The organism is Nonomuraea sp. NPDC050202 (genome assembly GCF_040656115.1).
Classification (GTDB): domain Bacteria; phylum Actinomycetota; class Actinomycetes; order Streptosporangiales; family Streptosporangiaceae; genus Nonomuraea.
Genome location: NZ_JBFALF010000036.1, coordinates 69001 through 88306, shown reverse-complemented (window position 1 = coordinate 88306; position 19306 = coordinate 69001). Strand labels below are relative to the sequence as shown.

20 protein-coding genes, 1 tRNA gene and 2 pseudogenes are annotated in these 19306 nt (G+C 68.5%); 14 read left to right on the top strand and 9 right to left on the bottom strand.

Annotation, left to right across the window (positions count from 1 at the left end; all coding sequences use genetic code 11):
• The 4 genes from AB0I79_RS50585 to AB0I79_RS50570 all read left to right on the top strand — a co-directional run bounded on the left by AB0I79_RS50585 (nucleotide 1) and on the right by AB0I79_RS50570 (nucleotide 3583).
• A complete protein-coding gene (locus AB0I79_RS50585; RefSeq protein ID WP_357890063.1) occupies nucleotides 1-1146 on the top strand; it encodes a DUF6596 domain-containing protein in 1146 nt (381 codons plus the stop codon).
• A 149-nt stretch (nucleotides 1147-1295) separates the two neighbouring features.
• A complete protein-coding gene (locus tag AB0I79_RS50580) occupies nucleotides 1296-2105 on the top strand; it encodes a class I SAM-dependent methyltransferase (protein WP_357890060.1) in 810 nt (269 codons plus the stop codon).
• Nucleotides 2106-2163: 58 nt separating this feature from the next.
• Nucleotides 2164-2994: a type II CAAX endopeptidase family protein gene (locus AB0I79_RS50575; protein ID WP_357890058.1), complete on the top strand. Its 831-nt coding sequence runs from the start codon at nucleotides 2164-2166 to the stop codon at nucleotides 2992-2994.
• 196 nt (nucleotides 2995-3190) lie between these two features.
• Nucleotides 3191-3583 (top strand): hypothetical protein, encoded by a 393-nt coding sequence (locus AB0I79_RS50570; RefSeq protein WP_357890055.1) that lies wholly within the window; start codon nucleotides 3191-3193, stop codon nucleotides 3581-3583.
• A gap of 54 nt (nucleotides 3584-3637) precedes the next feature.
• Here AB0I79_RS50570 and AB0I79_RS50565 read toward each other — a convergent pair whose 3' ends face one another.
• From AB0I79_RS50565 to AB0I79_RS50555, 3 genes are all read right to left on the bottom strand, one after another.
• Nucleotides 3638-4333, bottom strand: coding sequence for a class I SAM-dependent methyltransferase (locus tag AB0I79_RS50565; protein ID WP_357890052.1), 696 nt, complete (start codon nucleotides 4331-4333; stop codon nucleotides 3638-3640).
• A 126-nt stretch (nucleotides 4334-4459) separates the two neighbouring features.
• Nucleotides 4460-5314, bottom strand: a complete 855-nt coding sequence (locus AB0I79_RS50560; RefSeq protein ID WP_357890049.1) for an aminoglycoside phosphotransferase family protein — start codon at nucleotides 5312-5314, stop codon at nucleotides 4460-4462.
• A 116-nt stretch (nucleotides 5315-5430) separates the two neighbouring features.
• On the bottom strand, nucleotides 5431-6141 hold the full coding sequence (locus AB0I79_RS50555; protein WP_357890046.1) for a hypothetical protein: 711 nt from the start codon (nucleotides 6139-6141) through the stop codon (nucleotides 5431-5433).
• A 559-nt stretch (nucleotides 6142-6700) separates the two neighbouring features.
• Between AB0I79_RS50555 and AB0I79_RS50550 the strand changes: the two genes are divergently transcribed.
• On the top strand, nucleotides 6701-7000 hold the full coding sequence (locus AB0I79_RS50550; protein ID WP_357890043.1) for a helix-turn-helix transcriptional regulator: 300 nt from the start codon (nucleotides 6701-6703) through the stop codon (nucleotides 6998-7000).
• A gap of 78 nt (nucleotides 7001-7078) precedes the next feature.
• Complete coding sequence (locus AB0I79_RS50545; RefSeq protein WP_357890040.1) at nucleotides 7079-7381, top strand: hypothetical protein; 303 nt, start codon at nucleotides 7079-7081, stop codon at nucleotides 7379-7381.
• Nucleotides 7382-8115: 734 nt separating this feature from the next.
• On the opposite strand, the gene AB0I79_RS50540 is transcribed toward AB0I79_RS50545, so the two are convergent.
• Both AB0I79_RS50540 and AB0I79_RS50535 read right to left on the bottom strand, forming a co-directional pair.
• Nucleotides 8116-8613, bottom strand: a complete 498-nt coding sequence (locus tag AB0I79_RS50540) for an inositol monophosphatase family protein (protein ID WP_357890038.1) — start codon at nucleotides 8611-8613, stop codon at nucleotides 8116-8118.
• A gap of 157 nt (nucleotides 8614-8770) precedes the next feature.
• Nucleotides 8771-9166: pseudogene (locus tag AB0I79_RS50535) on the bottom strand (inositol monophosphatase family protein); the annotation flags it as partial.
• An 87-nt stretch (nucleotides 9167-9253) separates the two neighbouring features.
• On the opposite strand from AB0I79_RS50535, the gene AB0I79_RS50530 reads away from it, so the two are divergent.
• The 4 genes and pseudogenes from AB0I79_RS50530 (at nucleotide 9254) to AB0I79_RS50515 (ending at nucleotide 11861) form a co-directional block, all read left to right on the top strand.
• Entirely contained in the window at nucleotides 9254-10183 is a 930-nt protein-coding gene (locus AB0I79_RS50530; RefSeq protein WP_357890145.1) for a site-specific integrase, read from the top strand.
• Between the two features lie 620 nt (nucleotides 10184-10803).
• Nucleotides 10804-11142 (top strand): hypothetical protein, encoded by a 339-nt coding sequence (locus tag AB0I79_RS50525; protein WP_357890035.1) that lies wholly within the window; start codon nucleotides 10804-10806, stop codon nucleotides 11140-11142.
• Nucleotides 11143-11290: 148 nt separating this feature from the next.
• A pseudogene (locus AB0I79_RS50520) lies at nucleotides 11291-11398 on the top strand (IS5/IS1182 family transposase); the annotation flags it as partial.
• An 85-nt stretch (nucleotides 11399-11483) separates the two neighbouring features.
• The gene (locus AB0I79_RS50515) at nucleotides 11484-11861 is read left to right on the top strand and encodes a tyrosine-type recombinase/integrase (RefSeq protein ID WP_357890032.1); all 378 of its coding nucleotides are present in this window, start codon (nucleotides 11484-11486) and stop codon (nucleotides 11859-11861) included.
• An 82-nt stretch (nucleotides 11862-11943) separates the two neighbouring features.
• Here the strand turns inward: AB0I79_RS50515 and AB0I79_RS50510 are convergent.
• Nucleotides 11944-12014 (bottom strand) — tRNA-Gly (locus AB0I79_RS50510).
• 99 nt (nucleotides 12015-12113) lie between these two features.
• Between AB0I79_RS50510 and dcd the strand changes: the two genes are divergently transcribed.
• The 3 genes from dcd to AB0I79_RS50495 all read left to right on the top strand — a co-directional run bounded on the left by dcd (nucleotide 12114) and on the right by AB0I79_RS50495 (nucleotide 14576).
• Nucleotides 12114-12689, top strand: coding sequence for a dCTP deaminase (gene dcd / locus AB0I79_RS50505; RefSeq protein WP_357890029.1), 576 nt, complete (start codon nucleotides 12114-12116; stop codon nucleotides 12687-12689).
• A gap of 252 nt (nucleotides 12690-12941) precedes the next feature.
• The gene (locus AB0I79_RS50500) at nucleotides 12942-13559 is read left to right on the top strand and encodes a DUF47 family protein (protein ID WP_043625094.1); all 618 of its coding nucleotides are present in this window, start codon (nucleotides 12942-12944) and stop codon (nucleotides 13557-13559) included.
• A gap of 9 nt (nucleotides 13560-13568) precedes the next feature.
• Entirely contained in the window at nucleotides 13569-14576 is a 1008-nt protein-coding gene (locus tag AB0I79_RS50495) for an inorganic phosphate transporter (RefSeq protein ID WP_357890026.1), read from the top strand.
• Here AB0I79_RS50495 and mshD read toward each other — a convergent pair whose 3' ends face one another.
• Nucleotides 14577-15485, bottom strand: a complete 909-nt coding sequence (gene mshD, locus AB0I79_RS50490; protein WP_357890023.1) for a mycothiol synthase — start codon at nucleotides 15483-15485, stop codon at nucleotides 14577-14579.
• A gap of 109 nt (nucleotides 15486-15594) precedes the next feature.
• Here mshD and AB0I79_RS50485 point away from each other — a divergent pair, with 109 nt between their 5' ends.
• Nucleotides 15595-17400: a bifunctional metallophosphatase/5'-nucleotidase gene (locus tag AB0I79_RS50485; protein WP_357890021.1), complete on the top strand. Its 1806-nt coding sequence runs from the start codon at nucleotides 15595-15597 to the stop codon at nucleotides 17398-17400.
• Here the strand turns inward: AB0I79_RS50485 and AB0I79_RS50480 are convergent.
• Together AB0I79_RS50480 and AB0I79_RS50475 are read right to left on the bottom strand one after the other, a co-directional pair.
• A complete protein-coding gene (locus tag AB0I79_RS50480; RefSeq protein WP_357890019.1) occupies nucleotides 17393-17743 on the bottom strand; it encodes a pyrophosphatase in 351 nt (116 codons plus the stop codon). The two genes, AB0I79_RS50485 and AB0I79_RS50480, sit on opposite strands and share 8 nt — an antisense overlap.
• Nucleotides 17744-17765: 22 nt before the next feature.
• Entirely contained in the window at nucleotides 17766-19091 is a 1326-nt protein-coding gene (locus tag AB0I79_RS50475; protein WP_357890016.1) for an ATP-binding protein, read from the bottom strand.
• Nucleotides 19092-19306 lie beyond the last annotated feature (215 nt).

Here is a 19306-nt window from a genome sequence, read left to right as displayed (position 1 = left end):
GTGGACGAGCCCCTGCTGCGGGCCCTGACTCCCACGATGATCAGCGTCCTGGTCCGTCGCGGGGCCGACTTCGCGGCGGCCGAGGACGCCGTACAGGAAGCCCTGATCGAGGCCGTGCGCGTGTGGCCGGACGGTCCGCCGCGCGACCCCAAGGGCTGGCTGGTCACCGTCGCCTGGCGCAAGTTCCTCGACGCCGCCCGCGCCGACACCTCCAGGCGGCACCGCGAGGTGCTCGTCGAGGGCGAGCCCGAACCCGGACCGGGCGAGGAGGTGGACGACACGCTCCAGCTCTACTTCCTGTGCGCGCACCCGTCGCTGACCCCCGCCTCGGCCGTCGCGCTGACGCTGCGCGCGGTCGGCGGCCTGACCACCCGCCAGATCGCGCAGGCCTACCTGGTGCCGGAGGCGACGATGGCGCAGCGCATCAGCCGGGCCAAGCGGACCGTCTCGGCCGTCCGGTTCAACCAGCCCGGTGACGTCGCCACGGTGCTGCGCGTGCTCTACCTCGTCTTCAACGAGGGGTACTCCGGCGACGTGGACCTCGCCGCCGAGGCGATCCGGCTCACCCGCCAGCTCGCGGCCAGGACCAAGCACGAGGAGGTGGCGGGCCTGCTCGCGCTCATGCTGCTGCACCACGCCCGCCGCGCCGCACGGACGGGGCCCGGCGGCAGGCTCGTGCCGCTCGCCGAGCAGGACCGCGGCCTGTGGGACACCCGCCTGATCGCCGAGGGCGTGGACGTGCTCCAGGCCGCCCTCGCCCGCGACCGGCTGGGCGAGTTCCAGGCCCAGGCCGCGATCGCCGCGCTGCACGCCGACGCCCTCACGGCCGCGGAGACCGACTGGGTGCAGATCGTCGAGTGGTACGACGAGCTCGTGCGCCTCACCGGCAGCCCCGTGGCCCGCCTCAACCGGGCCGTCGCGGTCGGCGAGGCCGACGGCCCGCGCGCCGGCCTGGCCGCCCTGGCCGAGGTCGACCCCTCCCTGCCCCGCCACACCGCCGCCGCGGCGTACCTGCACGAGCGTGACGGCGACCTGGTGACGGCGGCACGCCTCTACGCCGAAGCCGCCCGATCGGCGCCCAACCTGCCCGAACGGGATCACCTCACCCGCCAGGCCGCCCGGCTCAACACCCAGCTCCGAAGCTGATCCACAAGAGGCCCGCCCGCGCGGCACGGCGGGGCGGCGGCTGTTCGCGGAGATCCGCGACGGGGTACGGTTCCCGATCCGCCGCAGACGCGACTTCCCGGGATTTAATGGCTCGTCCCCGTCGTGGGGCGAGGGTTAGGGTGTTCGCCGTGCAGGACGAGGTCTACCGCTACAACGCGGAACGCTGGGAAGCCCTGGTGGAGGCGGACGCGTTGTTCACCCGCCCCATGCTCGACCTGGACGAGGAGAAGGCCCGGGCCTATCTGGGCCTGGAACGGCTCGGCCTCCCCTGCGACCTCGCCGGCCGGAAGGTGCTCTGCCTGGCGGGCGGAGGCGGGCAGCAGTCGGCGGCCTTCGCCCTGCTGGGGGCCGACGTGACGGTCTTCGACATCTCCTCGGGCCAACTGGAGCGGGACCGCTCGGCCGCGGAGCACTACGGCGCCACCGTCCGCACGGTCCAGGGGGACATGCGCGACCTGTCGGCCCTCGGCGGCTCCTCCTTCGAGCTGGTCTGGCATCCGTACTCGCTGACCTTCGTCCCCGACTGCCGGATCGTCTTCCGCGAGGTCGCGAAAGTCGTCGGAAAAGGCGGCCACTATTACCTGATGTGCGCCAACCCGTTCTTCTCTGGGCTCACTCACCATTCCTGGAACGGCGCCGGTTATACGCTCACCCAGCCCTACACGGACGAGACCGCGACTTCCTATCCCGACCAGGAATGGGTCTACGACAGAAAGCCGTCCGGCGACCGCATCCGGGAACCCAGGGAGTACCGGCAGACGTTGAGCCGGATGACCAACAGCTTGATCCGGGAAGGCTTCGTGCTGACGTTCCTGTCGGAAGTGCGAGGCGACCATCCCGGCGCGGAACCGGGCAGCTGGGCGCATTTCACGGGAGTCGCCCCGCCGTGGCTGGAATTCGTCTGGCAGTACCGGCCCGGCGCACCCGACTCTCCTTGAACGCGGCCGGAGCCTACCGAAAGCCATTGCCAGGCCATTCGTGGAGGGCGAGCCTGACGTGTCCGACCCCGAAAGAGCCCGCGATTCTCGTCCCGCCCCGATCTGGCGCATACTCATCGTCTTCGCCGCCGCCGTCCTGCTGTGGTTGTTCGTCTACCACGGCACCCCGCTCGGCTACGACTACGACCGCTTCACCCATGCCGCCAGGGCGATCCTGACGACGGTCCTCGTCGTCCCCGTGATCGTGGCCGCGCGCCGCCTGCTCGACCGTCGCCCCTGGGCCGGCCTCGGGCTGCCCTCCCCGCGTACCGGCTGGCGCAACCTGCTGCTCGGCATGGCCTGCTGGCTCATCCCCGCCGCCTTCGGGTTCGCGCTCTGTCTCGGCTTCGGCTGGACCGAGATCAGCCTGCGCGCCTCCGCCGCGGACGCCCTCCAGGCGGCGCTGCTCCTGATCGTCCTCGTCCTCCTGTACGAGGCGCTGCCGGAGGAGCTCGTCTTCCGCGGCTACCTGCAGCGCAACCTCATGACCGTGGTGCCGGCCTGGCAGGCGGTCCTCGCCCAGGCCGCGCTGTTCACCCTCTTCGGCTTCCTGACCGGATCCGCCACCTCCCTCGAACGCCTCGTCATCTTCTTCCTGTTCGCCCTCGTCCTCGGCGGCTTCCGCATCGCCACGGGCGACATCTGGGCGGGCATCGGCTTCCACCTGGCCTTCCAGACCGTCGCCCAGCTGTTCGGCGACATCGGCGGCGTCTTCGACGTGACCGGGCTCGACGTCCTGTCGGTCATCGCGCTGGGGGGCCTGCCGTTCTCGCTCGGCTGGATGGCCATGGAACGCCTCCGCCGGGAACATCTGAACTGGCGGGCCCTCGAACCGGACCCGGCCCCTTGAGGACTGCCTGAGCGCGAAACGCCCGCCGGCCGAAGCCGGTGGCCGGCCGCACGGCCCTCCACCACACAGCCGTCCATGTCAGCGGCCGCATCAGCACGGCGACGGCCCGGTATCAGCGCGGTCGACGATCGTAACCGCCATGAACGGTGCAACGCCCGCCCGTTCAACCGGAAACTCTCCAAGGAGCACACCCATCATGTCGATCACCCTCTCCGACCAGGACCAGCTCACCCTCCGCACCGCCGCCTGGGGCGCCGTCTACCTGATGTCGGCCGCCGGCGCCGCCGGCTCGGCCCACAAGGCCGCCACCAACGGCTCCATCGCCTTGACCTCCGCCACCGGCCTCGTCGGCCACGTACTCGCCAAGGCCCCCAAGGGCCTGACCGGCAAGACCACCGCCGCCCTCGCCGACCAGATCCTGCCCGCCCTGACCGCCTCCGTCACCCTGCTCAAGCAGCACGCCCCCGACGAGGCCGACAACTTCCGCCGCACCGTCACCGTCGCCATCGACGCCGCTCAGCAGGGCCGGCCCAACCCCACCACGACCGACATGGCCCGCAAGATCACCGAAGCCCTCGACGCCGCCTGACCACCATGCCCGCCCTCCAGCCCGTCACGGGGTCCCCTCCGGACCCCGTGACCATCAAGGACGTCGCAGCTTCACCGCAAGGAACGACGGCGTCCGATGGAGCTTGTCGTAGGCGGCCTCGTCGATCTCGCGAAGGTCGGCCGTGGGGCGCGGCTCGATCAACTGCTCCAGCACGAACCCGGCGGCCAGCAGCTCACCCAGGAAGGTCTCCAACGGCATGCGCTGGTAGTGGATCGAGAGCTCGCTGTCCCCGAGGGGCAGGTCCCGCCAGTCGTGGCTGAAGTAGGAGCCGCCGAAGTGGCGCCAGTCGGCTGTGGGATGGGTGGTCGAAACCAGGAGCCAGCCACCAGGCCGAAGGACGCGGCGTAGTTCGCTCAGCAGTTGCACGCGGTTCCTGACGTGCTCGTACACGAGGGCGCAGACCACCCCGTCGAAGGACCCGTCGGCGGCGAAGCCGAGCGGCTCCTCAAGATCGTGGAGACGCAGTTCCGCATCGCCGTTCACGCGTGCCCGCGCGTGGCGCAGCAGCGTGGCGCTGCCGTCGATGCCGGCCACCCGAGCTCCACGAGCCAGGAGCTCGGCCGCGTAATGGCCTGCCCCACAGCCCACATCCAGGATTCTGGCCCCGGAGACCTCCCCCGCGAGTCCGAGCATCGCCGGTCTGTCGGTGTAGGCGTTGTAGGGACTGGTCTGCGCACGTTCGGCGAAGTGATCGCCGAGTGCGTCATGGTAGGCGGTCGCCTTGTGCATCAGGTAATCATGGCGTGGCCACCAGCGCGTCGCCCCGGAGTTTCCCCGCCGCGTCAGGCGAGGCGGATCACGGCAGCTCCCGGCGTCGGCAGCCGGCCGACCGGCCGCGACGTCGAAGGCCCGCGATCAGCCACGGCCGTCCAGCCCGTCGTGATCGAGCGCCGCTCGGATCTGACCGAGCCACTCCACGCCCAGCCGGCGCCCGTCCGGCAGTTGGTCGTCTCGATCCCACCGCCACGCTGTGATCATCGCCAGCATGAGGATCCGGCACTCGCGCAGCAAGTCCTGATCGACTCCCGGATAGTGCTTGCCGACTTCTTCGGGCGCATGGGCGAGGTCGAACTCGACCGGCCCACGGCAACACGTCTCGAAATCGATGAACAGCAGCCCGTTCTTCGTGGCGAGCAGGTTGCCCGGGTGCGGCTCTCCGTGCAGCAACTGCTCGGGGGCGCCGCGCTCGCCGATCACCCGTCTCAGGCGCCGTAACGTGTCGCCGAGCAGCGCCCGGTCCGCGTCGGCGAGCGCCGGCGTGCGTTCGCGGCTCGCCACGAGCCGCTGGGCGTCCTCGACCCGATCCGTGAAGTGCGGCGTCGGGACGTCATCGAGCTCGCGCATGCCGGCATGCAGCCGCTGGAGCGCCTCGGCGAAGTCGGCCGGCGGGATCTCGCCAGGGTTCACGGGCTCGTAGTAGGTCCACAGCGTGACCTCGAAGCCATCGCGCTCATGGACGCGCGGCTCCACCCGCGGTTCGAGGGCGGCCACAGGACACCCTGAGCCGGCGAGCCGCTGAGCAAGCTGGACCTCGAACTGCGCGACCTGATGCGCCGCGGGCGCCACCCGCGCCAGGACGTCACAGGGCAGCAGCCGCAGAGTGAGCTTGTTCGAGTTGTGCAGAACGACCGCGTCATCGGCCGGCAGGCCGAGTGAGGCGGCGATCGACATGGCCACGGCCCTCGCACGCTGGGCCTCTGACGCCTGCATCGTCGCCTGGTGTCCTCTCCCTGGGAACGCTGCCGTACCTCACCGAGCGGTGCGACCTGGGCACCCTACCAAGCCACGGCCCATGACCTCCTGGCCTCCGGGCCGCGGACCCTTCCTCACCAGCTCAGCACCTTCGACCGCCCGGCCGGGGCAGACGGCCGCCCCCGCCACACCTGCACGCCCAGCGGGACCAGCGCCACGCAGAGCAGCCCGGTGACCAGGACGTCGGGAACGGAGGCGCCCTTCAGCACACCCATCCAGGTGCCTCCTGCCAGCAGCACCATCAAGGAGCGGGCGGTGCCGAAGACGCCTGAGCGCCAGGCGGCGATGGCCAGCAGGAGCGAGCCCGCGTACTGGCCGACCGAGGCCCACACCGGGATCCGCCACGGCCCGTAGGAGATGTCCACGTACTCCTTCATGATCGCGTTCGTCGCCTGTTCCAGCCCCATGACCTCCGTGAGCTGGAAGGCGGTCTGGTCGGCGCCGGCGAAGTACAGGCGGGCGAAGAGCCCGGCGACCAGCAGGGTCGCCCCCCAGCAGGCGAGGCCGCCGCCCACGCGCTGGGCCAGGGCGGCGAAGGCGGGGAAGAGCAGGATCGCTCCCAGTGCGAAGACCGCGTAGGAGAGCGTGAGCAGGGCGGGTTCCGAGGTGTAGGCGAGGAACTGTCCGTAGGCGGCGAAAGGCTGCGCCTCGGCCCAGGCGTGCTGCTGAGGGGTGAGGGCGGTGACGGTGCTCAGGTGGCGCAGCAGGTACCCGGCGCACATGACCACCGGCCCCAGGATGAGCGCCACACCGCCGATCCACCGCCCCGGAAAGGAAGCGTTCACGGCAATCAGCCTGTCAAAGCCGAGCCGCGTGCATCATCCGCCGATCGTCAACCGATGCCCCTGTCGAAAGTCAGGTCCCATAGGCCCGCCGGCGGCCGAGCGCCGGAGCTCACGGCGGAAGGCCGAGCGGCCACTCGGGGGCTTGGACGGCACGCCTAACGCATGGGATCATCCCGGCCATGCCTTCCATCAGAAAGGGCCGTGCCGCGTAGGCGCCCTTCCCAGGTCCGTACGCGAGGGTCGGCGTGCGGGAGCCACAGAGCTGTGATCCACCACGTTCCCGGACTCGGCCGTCGTCCCATGACCGCGGTGATCGCCCTCGAACACACCCGGATGTGGCCGGGCGCGGTAGCGGACGCCCTGGCGGCCTGGCAGGAGGCCGCCCTGCTCGGAACCGCTGATCGCCTCTTCCGCAGGTGCGAATGCGATGAGTGCACCGGAAACGCGCCCCGCTGGCGCCTTCACCAGGCCCTCCTCGCCTTACCCTCGTGGGCCGGCGCGCGCGGGCCCTGAACCGGTGTATCACTGAGGCGCACACCACTGATGAGGAGTGAGCGGAGTGGGCGAGCGCAGGGCTTGGGCCGACAGGAAGTCCGAAATAATGAGTCGTCCTGGTGCCGGAGCGGCCTACGATGCGGCCAGGATCCGGTTCGAACTGGGTGAGGCCGTGAGGCTGAGGCGTGAGCAGCTGAGGCTGACTCAGGCCGAACTGGCGGAGCGCACTGGGCTGAAACAGCCTGGGGTGGCACGGTTCGAGGCAGGGGGGACCATGCCTACGATCCCCATGTTGAAGCGCCTGGCGGAGGCTCTGGAGATGCGGCTCAGTGTCGAGTTCCAACCGCTGCGTGAGGCCGGCTGATCTCGCTCGCCCCAGTGTCAGCAGTCATACATGCTCGCCGCCGAGTCGGGCGCGGGGCTCGCGGACTGAATGGCCCGGATGGGACACGACTACGTACGGGCGGCCATGATCTACCAACACGCGGTCAGGGGCGCTGACGAGGCGATCACCAACGCCATCGATCGGCAACTCGAAGCACGGGACGATGACGACGAGGGCACGGCGGGCGCTCAGCCATCTACTGCCCAGACAATCAGCGCGGCGATCATCTCAAAGCCGGAGCGCCCCGCCGGGCTTTCGTACGTGGAGCGGGTGACGGGAATCGAACCCGCGCTGTCAGCTTGGGAACTGCATCGATCCCGGCCCACTGCGGCGCTGAGCTGGGCGGCAGGTTGCTCCTGAGTGACCGTGGCTGACCCCTCGTCACCCCTCTTAATGGCCCGCTAATGGCCCGGGGATCAACCGGCGACCTGGTGTTTCTCGCGCGACGCGCATGCCCCGGCCGCCTGATCATCCCGTCTGCCGTCGACCCGCCCGAAGGGGAAGCGGGCCAGGGCCACGGGGACAAGGTGGAGCCCCCAACTGGAGGAACGACCTTGGCCCCGTGGCCCTGGTCTGCTCAGCTTGTCCCGGGGCGATGGTGGACGGGATGATCAGGCTTCCGCCTCAGCCATCTACGGCGTTGATACACGGTATGGCGATCATCCCGGAGCCAGAGGCGCCCCCGCCGGAGGCATCACCTATTTACGGAACCCTGCCGATCGAGAGATCGTTGCCCCCTCGGCAGTTGATTCACAACTTCGACGGGGGAGACCAGCCGTCTATGGCATGGCGTCGGAACGATGAGCAGGACATCGAGCAAACCATTGCGGAGGCTCGGCAGGCCTATCAAGTGGGTCATGAGATCTTTGTGTCTCGGCTGCGAGTCCAGTCCCAAACCAGGCTCGCATGGGCTGTGCCGGATGCAGCGAAGCTGATCGAGGGTGTCGAGCGGGAGGGGTGGCAACTCAGTCACATGTCGGAGAACCTAATCGGAGGTGGGCTCCCGCTGATGACCTGCATCTTCCGTCGTCGTTAATCGCAGACCTCCAGGTGGTGGCGTGGATTTCGGGTGACAGAACAGTTGCGTACGTTGGTCAGCCACGCCGTGACGATCGTGAAGGCTGTATCTGCGAGGCGGTGCGGCAACCCCGGACGGTGCGTTCGGTTGGCACGGCGGGGCCGGCGTGCGGCGGCCGGCCCGGTGTCCCGCCGCCGTCCGGGACCGGCCCCCAGGCCGCACGCCCGGGCGGCGGGCGGGCGAAGGGCCGGGGTACGGCGGCACGCCGCGCCGCCGCTTGATACCTACAAGAGCTATTCGGCAATGTTCCGGTCGAACACCGGTCGAACACCACTGCCTTGCGGGTCTCGGCGATGAGTTCCACGAGGTCGGCTACGAGCTTGGGGCTTGCGGCGATGGTCGCGTGGGCGGTCATACTGTGCGGGCTGCCATCGAGATCGATCACGGTTGCTCGCGCTTCTCGGGCGATGATGACGCCTGCTGCGGTGTCCCACGGGTTGTTGCTGAGCATGATGGTGGCGTCGATCCTGCCGTGCGCCACCCACGCAAGATCGATCGTGGCTGAGCCGAACATCCGGATGCGCTGGACACGAGCGGCAAGTTCTTGGGGTCAGGGCGAGCCGCGGCCGGTTGCGCTCGTCAGCGTTCTCCCCCACGGCGTAGTCGCCGATCGCCACGATCGCACTCTGCAACTCGCGGGCATCGCTCACCTGAATCGCGGATCCGTTGGCGACAGCGCCGGCCCCTTCGGCCGCCGAGTAGCGGAGGTTGAGGAACGGCAGGTCGATCACACCGAGTGTGGGCGTGTCCTTGTCGATCAGCCCCAGGGAGGCGCCGCAGAGCGGGATGCCGTGTAGAAAATTGGCTGTTCCGTCCACGGGGTCCAGCGCCCACATCAGGCCGTCGCCCAGGCGACTGACGCCTTCCTCCTCACCCAGGAATCCAATCTCAGGACTCTCACGGGACAGGAACTCCCGAACGGCATGCTCAACGGCGTAGTCCACCTCCGTCGCCATGTCCCGGTCTCCTTTGGCCGTGACAACGCCGGGAGCCTTGGTACGGATGATCTCGCTGGCGATCGACACGGCGCGCTCGGCGATCGGGAGAAGAAGCACATCACGCCACATCTCGGCAACGTCCCGATAGCCAAGATCAGCACTTCGACCGTTCGGCAGTGGCGGGCTGATCTGCTCGGCAACGGAGTATCGGTGAGCATGGCGGCCAAGGCGTACCGGCTGCTGCGGGCCGTACTGATGACCGCCGCCGACGACCGCGTCATCCCGCACAACCCGTGCCGAATCCGAGGGGCCGGCGACGAGCACGCGCAAGAACGTCCCGTGCTCACCGTCTCCCGTGTGTTCGAGCTGGCCGACCGAGTCGGGCTACGTCCGATCGGCAGTGTCCGCAAGGTCAAGGACGGGGCGTACCGGCTGCGCTTCCAACGGCACAGCGCGACGCGTACACATCCGGCGATCTTCCTCACAAAAGCGGCGAGCGAACGGGCACCATGGAAGATGGCCATGGAGGGGAAAGCCGACTCGACCCAAGACCAGCGGTTCCGCGCGATGGTGCTTCTGGCCACGTTCGCGAGCCTGCGTTGGGGTGAGGTCAGCGCTCTACGGCGGATGGACGTCGATCTCAAGGGGCGTACGGTCCGCGTCAGGGTCGCCTTCGTCAAGCGCTCTGCGGGCGGGCTGGTGCTCGGGCCTCCCAAGTCCAAGGCCGGTCGCCGGACAGTGGGCATTCCGCAGAGCATCGTCCCCATCCTTCAGGAGCACATGGACACCTACGTCCAGAGCGAGCCGGGCTCGCTGATGTTCCCAGCAGCCAAGGGCGGGCCGATACGCCGGAGCGGCTTCAACACGCGCACTCTGTGGGTGGATGTCGTCACGGAGATAGGCCTTCCAGGGCTTCATTTCCACGATCTGAGGCACACGGGCAACATGCTGGCCGCCGAGTCCGGTGCGGGCCTCAAGGACCTCATGGCACGCATGGGACACGACAACGTACGGGCGGCCATGATCTACCAGCACGCGGTCAGAGGAGCCGACGAGGCGATCACCAACGCCATCGATCGACAACTCGAAGCACGAGACGATGACGACGACGAGGGCACGGCGGGCGCGCTGGTCCCAGCAGGGTGATCACGAGCTAATGGCCCGTTAATGGCCCGCGAAGATCGAACACGTCCGGAAACAATCAAGGCCCGGGTTGGGATCCATGTCCCTATCTGGGCCTCACCAGTTGGAGCGGGTGACGGGAATCGAACCCGCGCTGTCAGCTTGGGAACCGGCTACTGATCTTGGTGTCCTGAGCGGGGAGAACGGGGGTCCTGGTCAGACCGCGACGAGTGGCCGTGAGTGGCCCTGAATGACCTTGTCCTGCCGTTCGTTCTGGCACGCATCTGGCACGAGTATCAGCTCTCCGACCTGGGATTGAAACGCACTGCGCGCACCCCGCCCGCCTCGGCCCCCTTAGGACCCGCCGATCTTGAGCACTTCCCCCTCCCTGAGCTGGAGATCCACTCCAGAGGCGATTGTTGACTCGGCACTACAGACCCTCGGGCGACGCGTGCGTGTAGCGGTTGAGCGTGGTCGAGGTCGACGAATCGGGTATCCGGCCTGGCCTTGCCCGAATCACTGCCATACCCGCGATATACCGCCCCTCGCTAGCGTTGGCCGTGTCAACAACCCGCATGTGTCGGGCGTTTCTTGCTGCCCAACCGGCAGCATCCAAAATCGCCGCGATATCCCCAAGGAGAACGATGGATTCCCGTGCCTTCATCCGAGCCGCAGCTCTGGCGGCAGCTGTGCTCACCATGGCTGTCGCCACACCGGCCGCCGCCGCTCCGGCGGCCAACGCCGCGCCCTCCTGCGTCAATGTCCAGCATGGGAGGACCTTCTTCGAGGAGACCGCCTTCGGAAAGTACTATCACCACTGGGTGAAGATCACGAACAACTGCGCCAGCAAGAAGAAGCTCAAGGTGGACTGGAGGGGGGCCTTTATGCCCGACTCGAAGTGCACCACGATCAACAAGGGCAAGAGCGCAGAATTCACCAAGGACGGCAAGTGGGACGCCTACGCCGGGTGGTACAGCTGCTGAGCTGACCCGTAGGGCATTCAGCTCCTCACCGGGTTCTGGCGGAGAACGCCAGCCCAGCCCGGTAGAAGACCACACCGAAGCTCCCGGCCGACGGCCTGCCAGCCAGCAGATCGCCGACCGGGAGCTTCGCTGTGTTCCGCGTCCTGGGCTGAAGGCGTGGCACGGCATCGCGAGCCGCTACGACAAGATGCCCGAGAGCGATCTTGCTGGCCTCCACCTGCGAGGAGCAGTGATCTGGATGCGCAGCCTCCAATGATCACGACTCAACACAGGCCCTAGCGGACCTCCTGCGGTGCTGACCCAGGCAGCACTGATGCCCCGCTTTCGATGCATGATCGTTCTTGCTAGGGCACAGAGTATGGGCAGCTGTCTTCACCGGAATCAAGGGCGGCCCCATGCGCCGTAGCGGGTTCAACAAGCTGTCCGGCTGGATAGAGGCCGTACGGGCGATCGGCGTCCCGGGGCTGCACTTCCATGATCTCCGTCACACGGGAAACATGATCGCGGCGGACTCGGGCGCGGGCCTCAAGGACCTCATGGCACGCATGGGACACGACAACGTCCGCGCCGCGATGATCTACCAGCACGCCGTCCGGGGGGCCTACAAGCTGATCACAGAGGCCATCGACAAGCACCTGATCGGGCACGATCGGGCACGCGATGACGACGACGAAGACCCGCCTGGCCTGCTGGTTCCAAACCGCTTAATGGCACGCTAATGGCACGCAGAGATCAACAGCCCTAGGAAAGACCAAAGCCCAGGCACCGAATCCATCGGTCTACCTGGGCTTTCCCTATGAGAGCGGGTGACGGGAATCGAACCCGCGCTGTCAGCTTGGGAAGCTGATGTTCTGCCATTGAACTACACCCGCGCACACCCGAAGGCTGCGCCCCCCACTGTAGCGGAAACTTGGCCCACAACAGCAATCCCAGCCCCCCACTCTTCGAACCGGACCGGTAAGTTGCTCACCGTGTTGCTATCTGACCGTGACATCCTCGCTGCGATCGAAGCCGGCCGGCTGGGCATCGACCCGTTCGACCCGGAGATGATCCAACCGTCCAGCATCGACGTACGGCTCGACCGCTTCTTCCGGGTGTTCGAGAACCATCGGTACCCGCACATCGACCCGTCCGTCGAGCAGCCGGATCTCACGCGGATGGTGGAGCCCCAGGGGGACGAGCCGTTCATCCTGCACCCGGGTGAGTTCGTGCTGGCCTCCACGTACGAGGTCGTCAGCCTGCCCGACGATCTGGCTTCGCGGCTGGAGGGCAAGAGCTCGCTGGGGCGCCTGGGGTTGTTGACGCATTCGACGGCCGGGTTCATCGATCCGGGGTTCACCGGGCATGTGACGCTGGAGTTGTCGAACGTGGCGACGTTGCCGATCAAGTTGTGGCCGGGGATGAAGATCGGGCAGCTGTGCGTGTTCAGGCTGAGCTCCCCCGCCGAGCACCCGTACGGGTCCAGCAAGTACGGGTCCCGCTACCAGGGGCAGCGTGGCCCCACCCCGTCCCGCTCGTTCCGGAACTTCCACCGGACGAAGATCTGAACAAGATGAACAACAGATGAACTTCTAGAGAACGTACGGGTGACCGCACGCGCCTCACCCCACCCGAGCGAGGCGTTATGGGCGGCCCCAAAGTAGGCGCGAGCAGCGAAAAACCGCCTAAAACTACGCGGTTCAGCGGTGTCGCACAACATACGGCGGGTAGCCAGTAGGCGAAGGGGACATGAAGTTCGCATTTCGCCTGGTAAGCCATACCCTCTTCCACGGACCATCCCCGCACATCTGGAGAACGACGTGCGTCTGCGTCTCACGCCACGTGAGGACAGCTACTACGACCTGTTCGCCGACTCGGCGAACAACCTGGTCACGGCATCCCGTCTGCTGGTAGAGATCATCAGCGACGGCTCGGACAGGGAAGCCCTGGCCGAGAAGATGCGCGCCTGCGAGCACGCCGGTGACGAACGCACCCATGCGATCATGAACCGGCTCAATGAGAGCTTCATCACTCCGTTCGACCGCGAGGACATCTACCGGCTGGCCTCGAACCTCGACGACGTGATGGACGCCATGGAGGCCGCCTCCGACCTCATCGTCCTGTACCAGCTCGACCACCTCCCCAAGGACGTCGTCCGCCAGGTGGAGGTGCTGGAGCGGGCGGCGGAGCTGACCGCCGAGGCGATGCCGCGCCTGCGGTCGATGAAGAACCTCAACGAGTACTGGATCGAGGTCAACCGCCTGGAGAACCAGGGCGACCAGGTCTACCGGAGGCTGCTGGCCAAGCTGTTCAGCGGTGAGTACGACGCCCTCACCGTCATGAAGATGAAGGAGGTCGTCGACGCCCTCGAGGAGGCGGCCGACGCCTTCGAGCACGTGGCCAACACCGTCGAGTCGATCGCGGTCAAGGAAAGCTAGGCCCAGACAGTGGACCTCACGCTCGGCCTCGTCATCGGCGTAGTCGTCATCGCCCTGGTCTTCGACTACACCAACGGCTTCCACGACGCGGCGAACGCGATCGCCACCTCGGTCTCGACCCGGGCCCTGACCCCCAGGGCCGCGCTGTTCATGGCCGCTGCCATGAACTTCATCGGCGCCCACCTGGGCACCCAGGTCGCCCAGACGGTGGGCAAGGGCATCATCGACGCTCCGAACGGCTCACACGGCCTGGTCATCGTGGCCGCCGGGCTGATCGGCGCGATCACCTGGAACCTGATCACCTGGTACTTCGGCCTGCCCTCCTCCTCCAGTCACGCGCTCATCGGCGGCCTGGTGGGCTCCGCGCTGGCCTCGGCCAGCGTGGTGCACTGGGACGGCGTCGTCGAGAAGGTCGTCATCCCGATGGTGCTGTCACCGCTGATCGGGTTCACCCTCGCCGCGGTGATCATGATCGCAATATATTGGATCTTCCGCAACAGCCAGCCGGGCCGCACCAACCGCGGCTTCCGCTACGCGCAGACCGTCTCGGCCGCCGCCATGGCGCTCGGGCACGGCCTGCAGGACGCGCAGAAGACGATGGGTGTGATCTTCCTGGCGCTCACCGTCGGCGGGTTCGCCCAGCCCACGGATCCCATCCCGCAGTGGGTCATCCTGGCCGCGGCCGGGGCGATCTCGCTCGGGACGTACGCGGGCGGCTGGCGCATCATGCGTACGCTGGGGCGGCGCATCATCGCGCTGGACCCGCCCCAGGGGTTCGCCGCGGAGTCGGCGGCGGCGACCGTCCTGTACGGGGCCGCCATCGGGTTCGGGGCGCCCATCTCCACCACGCACACGATCACCTCGGCGATCATGGGTGTGGGGGCCACCAAGCGGCTCAGCGCCGTACGGTGGGGCGTCGCGGGGAACATCATCACCGCCTGGATCCTGACCATCCCGGCCGCCGCCCTCGTGGCGGCCGTGTCCTACTTCGTCCTCCACGCCATCATCGAAAGGTGACTACGCGGGGGCGTACATCACGTCCACGTCCCACCGGTTGAACCCGAGGGACTCGTACAACCTGATCGCCGCCGTGTTGGTCTCGTCCACGTACAGCATCGCCTGGGCGAGACCACGCGAGCGCAGGTGGCTCAGGCCGGCCAGCGTGAGCGAGCGGCCCAGGCCGGTGCCCTGCTGGGAGGGGTCCACGCCGACCACGTACACCTCCCCCAGGGGCTCGTGGCCGTGCTCGGAGGAGCCGTGGATCTTCGTCCAGTGGAAGCCGGCCAGCCGGTCGCCGCGGAAGGCCAGGAAGAAGCCCTCGGCGTCGAACCAGGGCTCCTGCTCGCGCCGCAGCAGGTCGTCCATCGTCCACGCGCCCTGTTCGGGGTGGTGGGCGAAGGCGGCGGCGTTCACCTTGAGCCACGCCTCCTCGTCCTGCCCGGGCACGAACGCGCGCAGCGTCACCCCGTCCGGCAGCGTGTAGGAGGCCAGCGGGGCGAACAGGGAGCGGCGCATCTGCCACAGCGAGCGGACCCGCTCGAAGCCGAAGGACGCGGCCAGCGCCCCGGCGCCCGCGTGGTCACCGTGTGCCCACAGCCGCACGGTGCCTCCGGTCAGCTCCAGCACGGCTCGCAGCAGCCTCGCGCCATGCCCCTGGCGGCGATGGGACGGGTGGATGACCAGTTCCACGCTCGGCCCCTCGACCTCGTCGGTGGGGTCCACGTGCGCGTAGCCGGTCAGCGTGCCGTCGTCCGTCCACAGCAGCAACGACCGGGCGCGCGGGTCACCTCCGTAGCGCAGATGGAGCATCACGTGCTCGTTGAGCGGGCGGACGCCGTCCGCCTCGGTGGCCTTCTCGACGACGTCCAGCACCTCGGCGACGTCACGGTCGCCGAGCCGTTCCCTGATCTCCACGCGCGCACCCACAGACCGAACTCTAGGCGTACCCATGGCGAACAGTGCCATCAGGTACTCCTGACAATCGTTACCTTTTACGACATTTGTTGCATAGCATCACGCCGTAACGTTTTCTGTCATGACGTCACGCACCCTCCTCCGGCTGATCTCGGCCGGAGCGGCGGCCGCGGCCGGGATCGCCCTCGCCGTGGCACCCGCCCTCGCCTCGACCGGCGCCCACGGCGACCGCGGCGACCATGGCAGGAAGACGGTCCCGGTCCGCCTGCTCAGCATCAACGACCTGCACGGCAACCTGGAGCCCCCGTCCGGCTCCTCCAGCCGCATCCTCGACCCCGACGGGCCTCTGGTCGACACGGACGGCACCCTGACCGGCATCGCCGGCGGCAAGTACTCGATCGCCGGTGGCGTCTCCTACCTGGCGACGCACATCAAGCAGGCGCAGAACAGGAACACGCTGCTCGTGGCGGCCGGCGACCTGATCGGCGCGTCGCCGCTGATCTCCGCCGCCTACCACGACGAGCCCACGCTGGAGGTGCTGGGCTCGCTCGGGCTGGACACCACGTCGGCGGGCAACCACGAGTTCGACGAGGGCTACGCCGAGCTGCAGCGCCTCATGAACGGCGGCTGCCACCCCGTGGACGGCTGCTCGCCCGCGGGCGAGTGGAAGGGCACCGGCTTCGACTTCCTCGCCGCCAACGTGCTGAAGGAAGGCACGGACAAGTACGCGCTGCCGCCCTACCACGTCAAGACGATCAACGGCGTGAAGGTCGGCTTCATCGGCCTGGTCACGGCGACGACTCCGACCATCGTCACCGCTGAGGGCATCAAGGGCCTGCAGTTCACCGAGGAGGTCGCCGCGGCGAACAGGGCCTCGGCCCACCTGGCGCGCAGAGGTGTCAAGGCGCAGGTCGTGCTGGTGCACGAGGGCGACTCGATCACCCCGAACCAGAGCCCCGACGCCTGCTCGGTGAACACCGCGAACGCGGGCTCGCGCATCGCCAGGGAGCTGAACCCGCAGATCGACCTGGTCATCAGCGGCCACTCGCACCAGGCGTACATCTGCAAGGCCACCGACCCCGCGGGCCAGGACCGCTACTACACGCAGGGGTCGTCGTTCGGCCGGGTGCTCACCCAGATCGACCTGCAGATCGACAAGCGCACCAACGACGTGATCCGGTCCTCGGTGAAGGCGGACAACAAGGTCGTCACGCGGACGGTCACCCCTGACCCGCAGGTCGATGCGCAGGTCCAGGCGTGGAAGACGCGCAGCGCCGAGGTCGCCGACCGCAAGCTCGGCACCATCACGGCCGACATCTCCAACGTGGTCAACAACAGCTCCGCCGCGACGACGAAGCCGGAGACGCCGCTCGGCGACCTCATCGCCGACTCCCAGCTGGAAGCCGCCAAGGCGGGCGGGGCGGAGATCGCGCTGATGAACCCCGGCGGCATCCGCACGTCGCTGACGTACGCGCAGAAGGGCTCCGAGGGCGACGGCGTCGTCACCTACGGCGAGGCGTTCGAGGTCCAGCCGTTCAGCAACATCGTGCAGGTGCGGACGTACACGGGCGCGCAGCTCAAGGCCCTGCTGGAGCAGCAGGTCTGGACGCCCAACCCGGCCACGGGCGGGATCTCGCACCGCATCCTGCAGGTGTCGTCGTCGCTCACGTACACGTTCGACACGACCAAGCCTGTGGGCTCGCGCGTGTCCGACATCAAGCTGAACGGGACACCGGTCACGGACACGCAGTCCATCAAGATCGCCGCGAACAACTTCCTCATGGGCGGCGGTGACGGCTTCTCCGTGTTCACGCAGAGCAGTGACACCTGGAGCGGCCCGATCGACCTGGACGCGTTCACGGCCTACCTGAGCGCCCGCTCACCCATCAGCCCGTCCCCCGCCGACCGGATCACCTTCGTCAAGTGATCCCCCCGGGCCCGTCTCCGCCGGAGGCGGGCCCTTCCCGGCGTCTCCACGCCAGCCACTTGCGCGCGATCTCCGCCTCCAGGTCCACCCCGTGATGGCGGGCCATGAGCAGCACGTGGCACACCACGTCGGCCAGCTCCGCGCGGAAGTCGGCGTCGAGCTCCGCCCCGGTGCGTCCCTTCGTCCTGGCCCTGCCGGTGAGCATCAGGAACGCCTGCGTCAGCTCGCCGACCTCCTCCTGCAGCTTGAGCAGGAACCAGGTGTCGTCGCGGTCGATGCCCAGGTGATCGGCGTACCGCCGCGAGATGGACTCGATCTCCTCGGAGAGCTCGCGCAGGTCCATGCGGCCGAGTCTAGGCCCCTGGTCAGCCGCGGTGCAGCGGCAGGACGGCGACGAAGCGGGCGCCGGGCTCGTGCTCGACGGCCGTCAGGGTGCCGCCGTGGGCCGTGGCGATCTCCCTCGACAGCGGCAGGCCGAGGCCGCTGCCGCTCTTGTCCTTGGCCCTGGAGCTCTCCAGCCGGGTGAACCGCTCGAAGACCCGCTCCCTGTCCTCCGGCGCGATCCCGTCGCCGTCGTCGGTGACCGTCACCACCACCCGATCCTCCCGTACTGTCACCTCGACGTCGATCCTGGTGGCGGTGTGGCGGGTGGCGTTGTCGAGCAGGTTCGTCAGGAGGCGGTCGAGCTGCACGGGCGAGCCGAGGACCGGGGCGGCCTCGCAGGCGTGCAGGAAGATCGGCGCCCGGCCGCCCTCGCGGCGGCGGATCTGCTCCTCGACCACCAGGCACAGGTCCACCACCCGGCGCTGCGCGACCGCGCCCGCGTCGAGCTTGGCCAGCATCAGCAGCTCGTCGATGATGCCGGTGAGCCGGTCGGCGGCGGCCAGCGCCCGCGCGCCCGTGGCCGGCCAGTCCGTCTCGTCGGGGTAGCTGTTGGCCACCTCCAGCTGGGCGCGCAGGGCGGAGATGGGGCTGCGCAGCTCGTGCGAGGCGTCGGCGACGAAGCGGCGCTGGGTCTCGGCCGAGCGTTCCAGGCGGTCGAGCGTGTGGTTGGTGGTGGCGGCCAGGCCGGCGATCTCGTCCCCGGTGGGCGGCACGGGGACGCGCCGGCTCAGGTCCTGGCCCGTGATCTCGGCCAGCTCGGCGCGCACGCGCTCGACCGGCCGCAGCGCGTAGCTGACCGCGGCCCACGTGAGCAGCGCGATGATGACCAGGACGAGCGGCGTGCCCAGGAACACCAGCAGGTGGATCCACATGAGGGCCTGGTCGACGTCGGCGAGGGAGGAGGCGCCCTGCACGGTGACGGGCCCCTGCGGCGAGCGCACCGTGATGGCCATCAGCAGGTGGTGGCTCCTGGGCTCCTCGGGGTGGCGCGCCAGGTCCAGCTCCATGGTCTCGACCGTCTCCGGCCTGGCGGGCCTGAACGCGGTGACCCGCGCGTCCTGCGGGAAGGAGGTGCTGCTCGCGAGCACCTCGCCGGTCCCGGAGAGCACGCGGAGGAGCTGGACGCGGGCCGGCGTCTTCAGCTCCCTGGGCAGGGTTCCCGTACGTGCCTCGCTCGCCACCCGGCGCACGGCCAGCTCCACCCTGGCGTGGACGGTCCCGTGCAGGTTGTCCGGCACCGTGGCCAGGGTGAGGGCCGACGCGCCGACGAAGACGGCGGCGGCCACCATGGTCGCGGCCGTGGTCATCCTCGCGCGGATCGAGCGCGGGACGAGCCTCCGGAACGAGCGCGTAAGGAGCCGGCTTGCCAATCCCACACCCGCCTTCCTGCGATCACTGTCTGTGACATTTACCCGCGGATGGCGTACGCAACATGATCGACGGATACTCTCCGTACATGTTTCGCTCCCCGCGATTCCGCTGAGGGCGTGCGCGCCTTCCGGCCGGACGGTTCTGCGGGCAG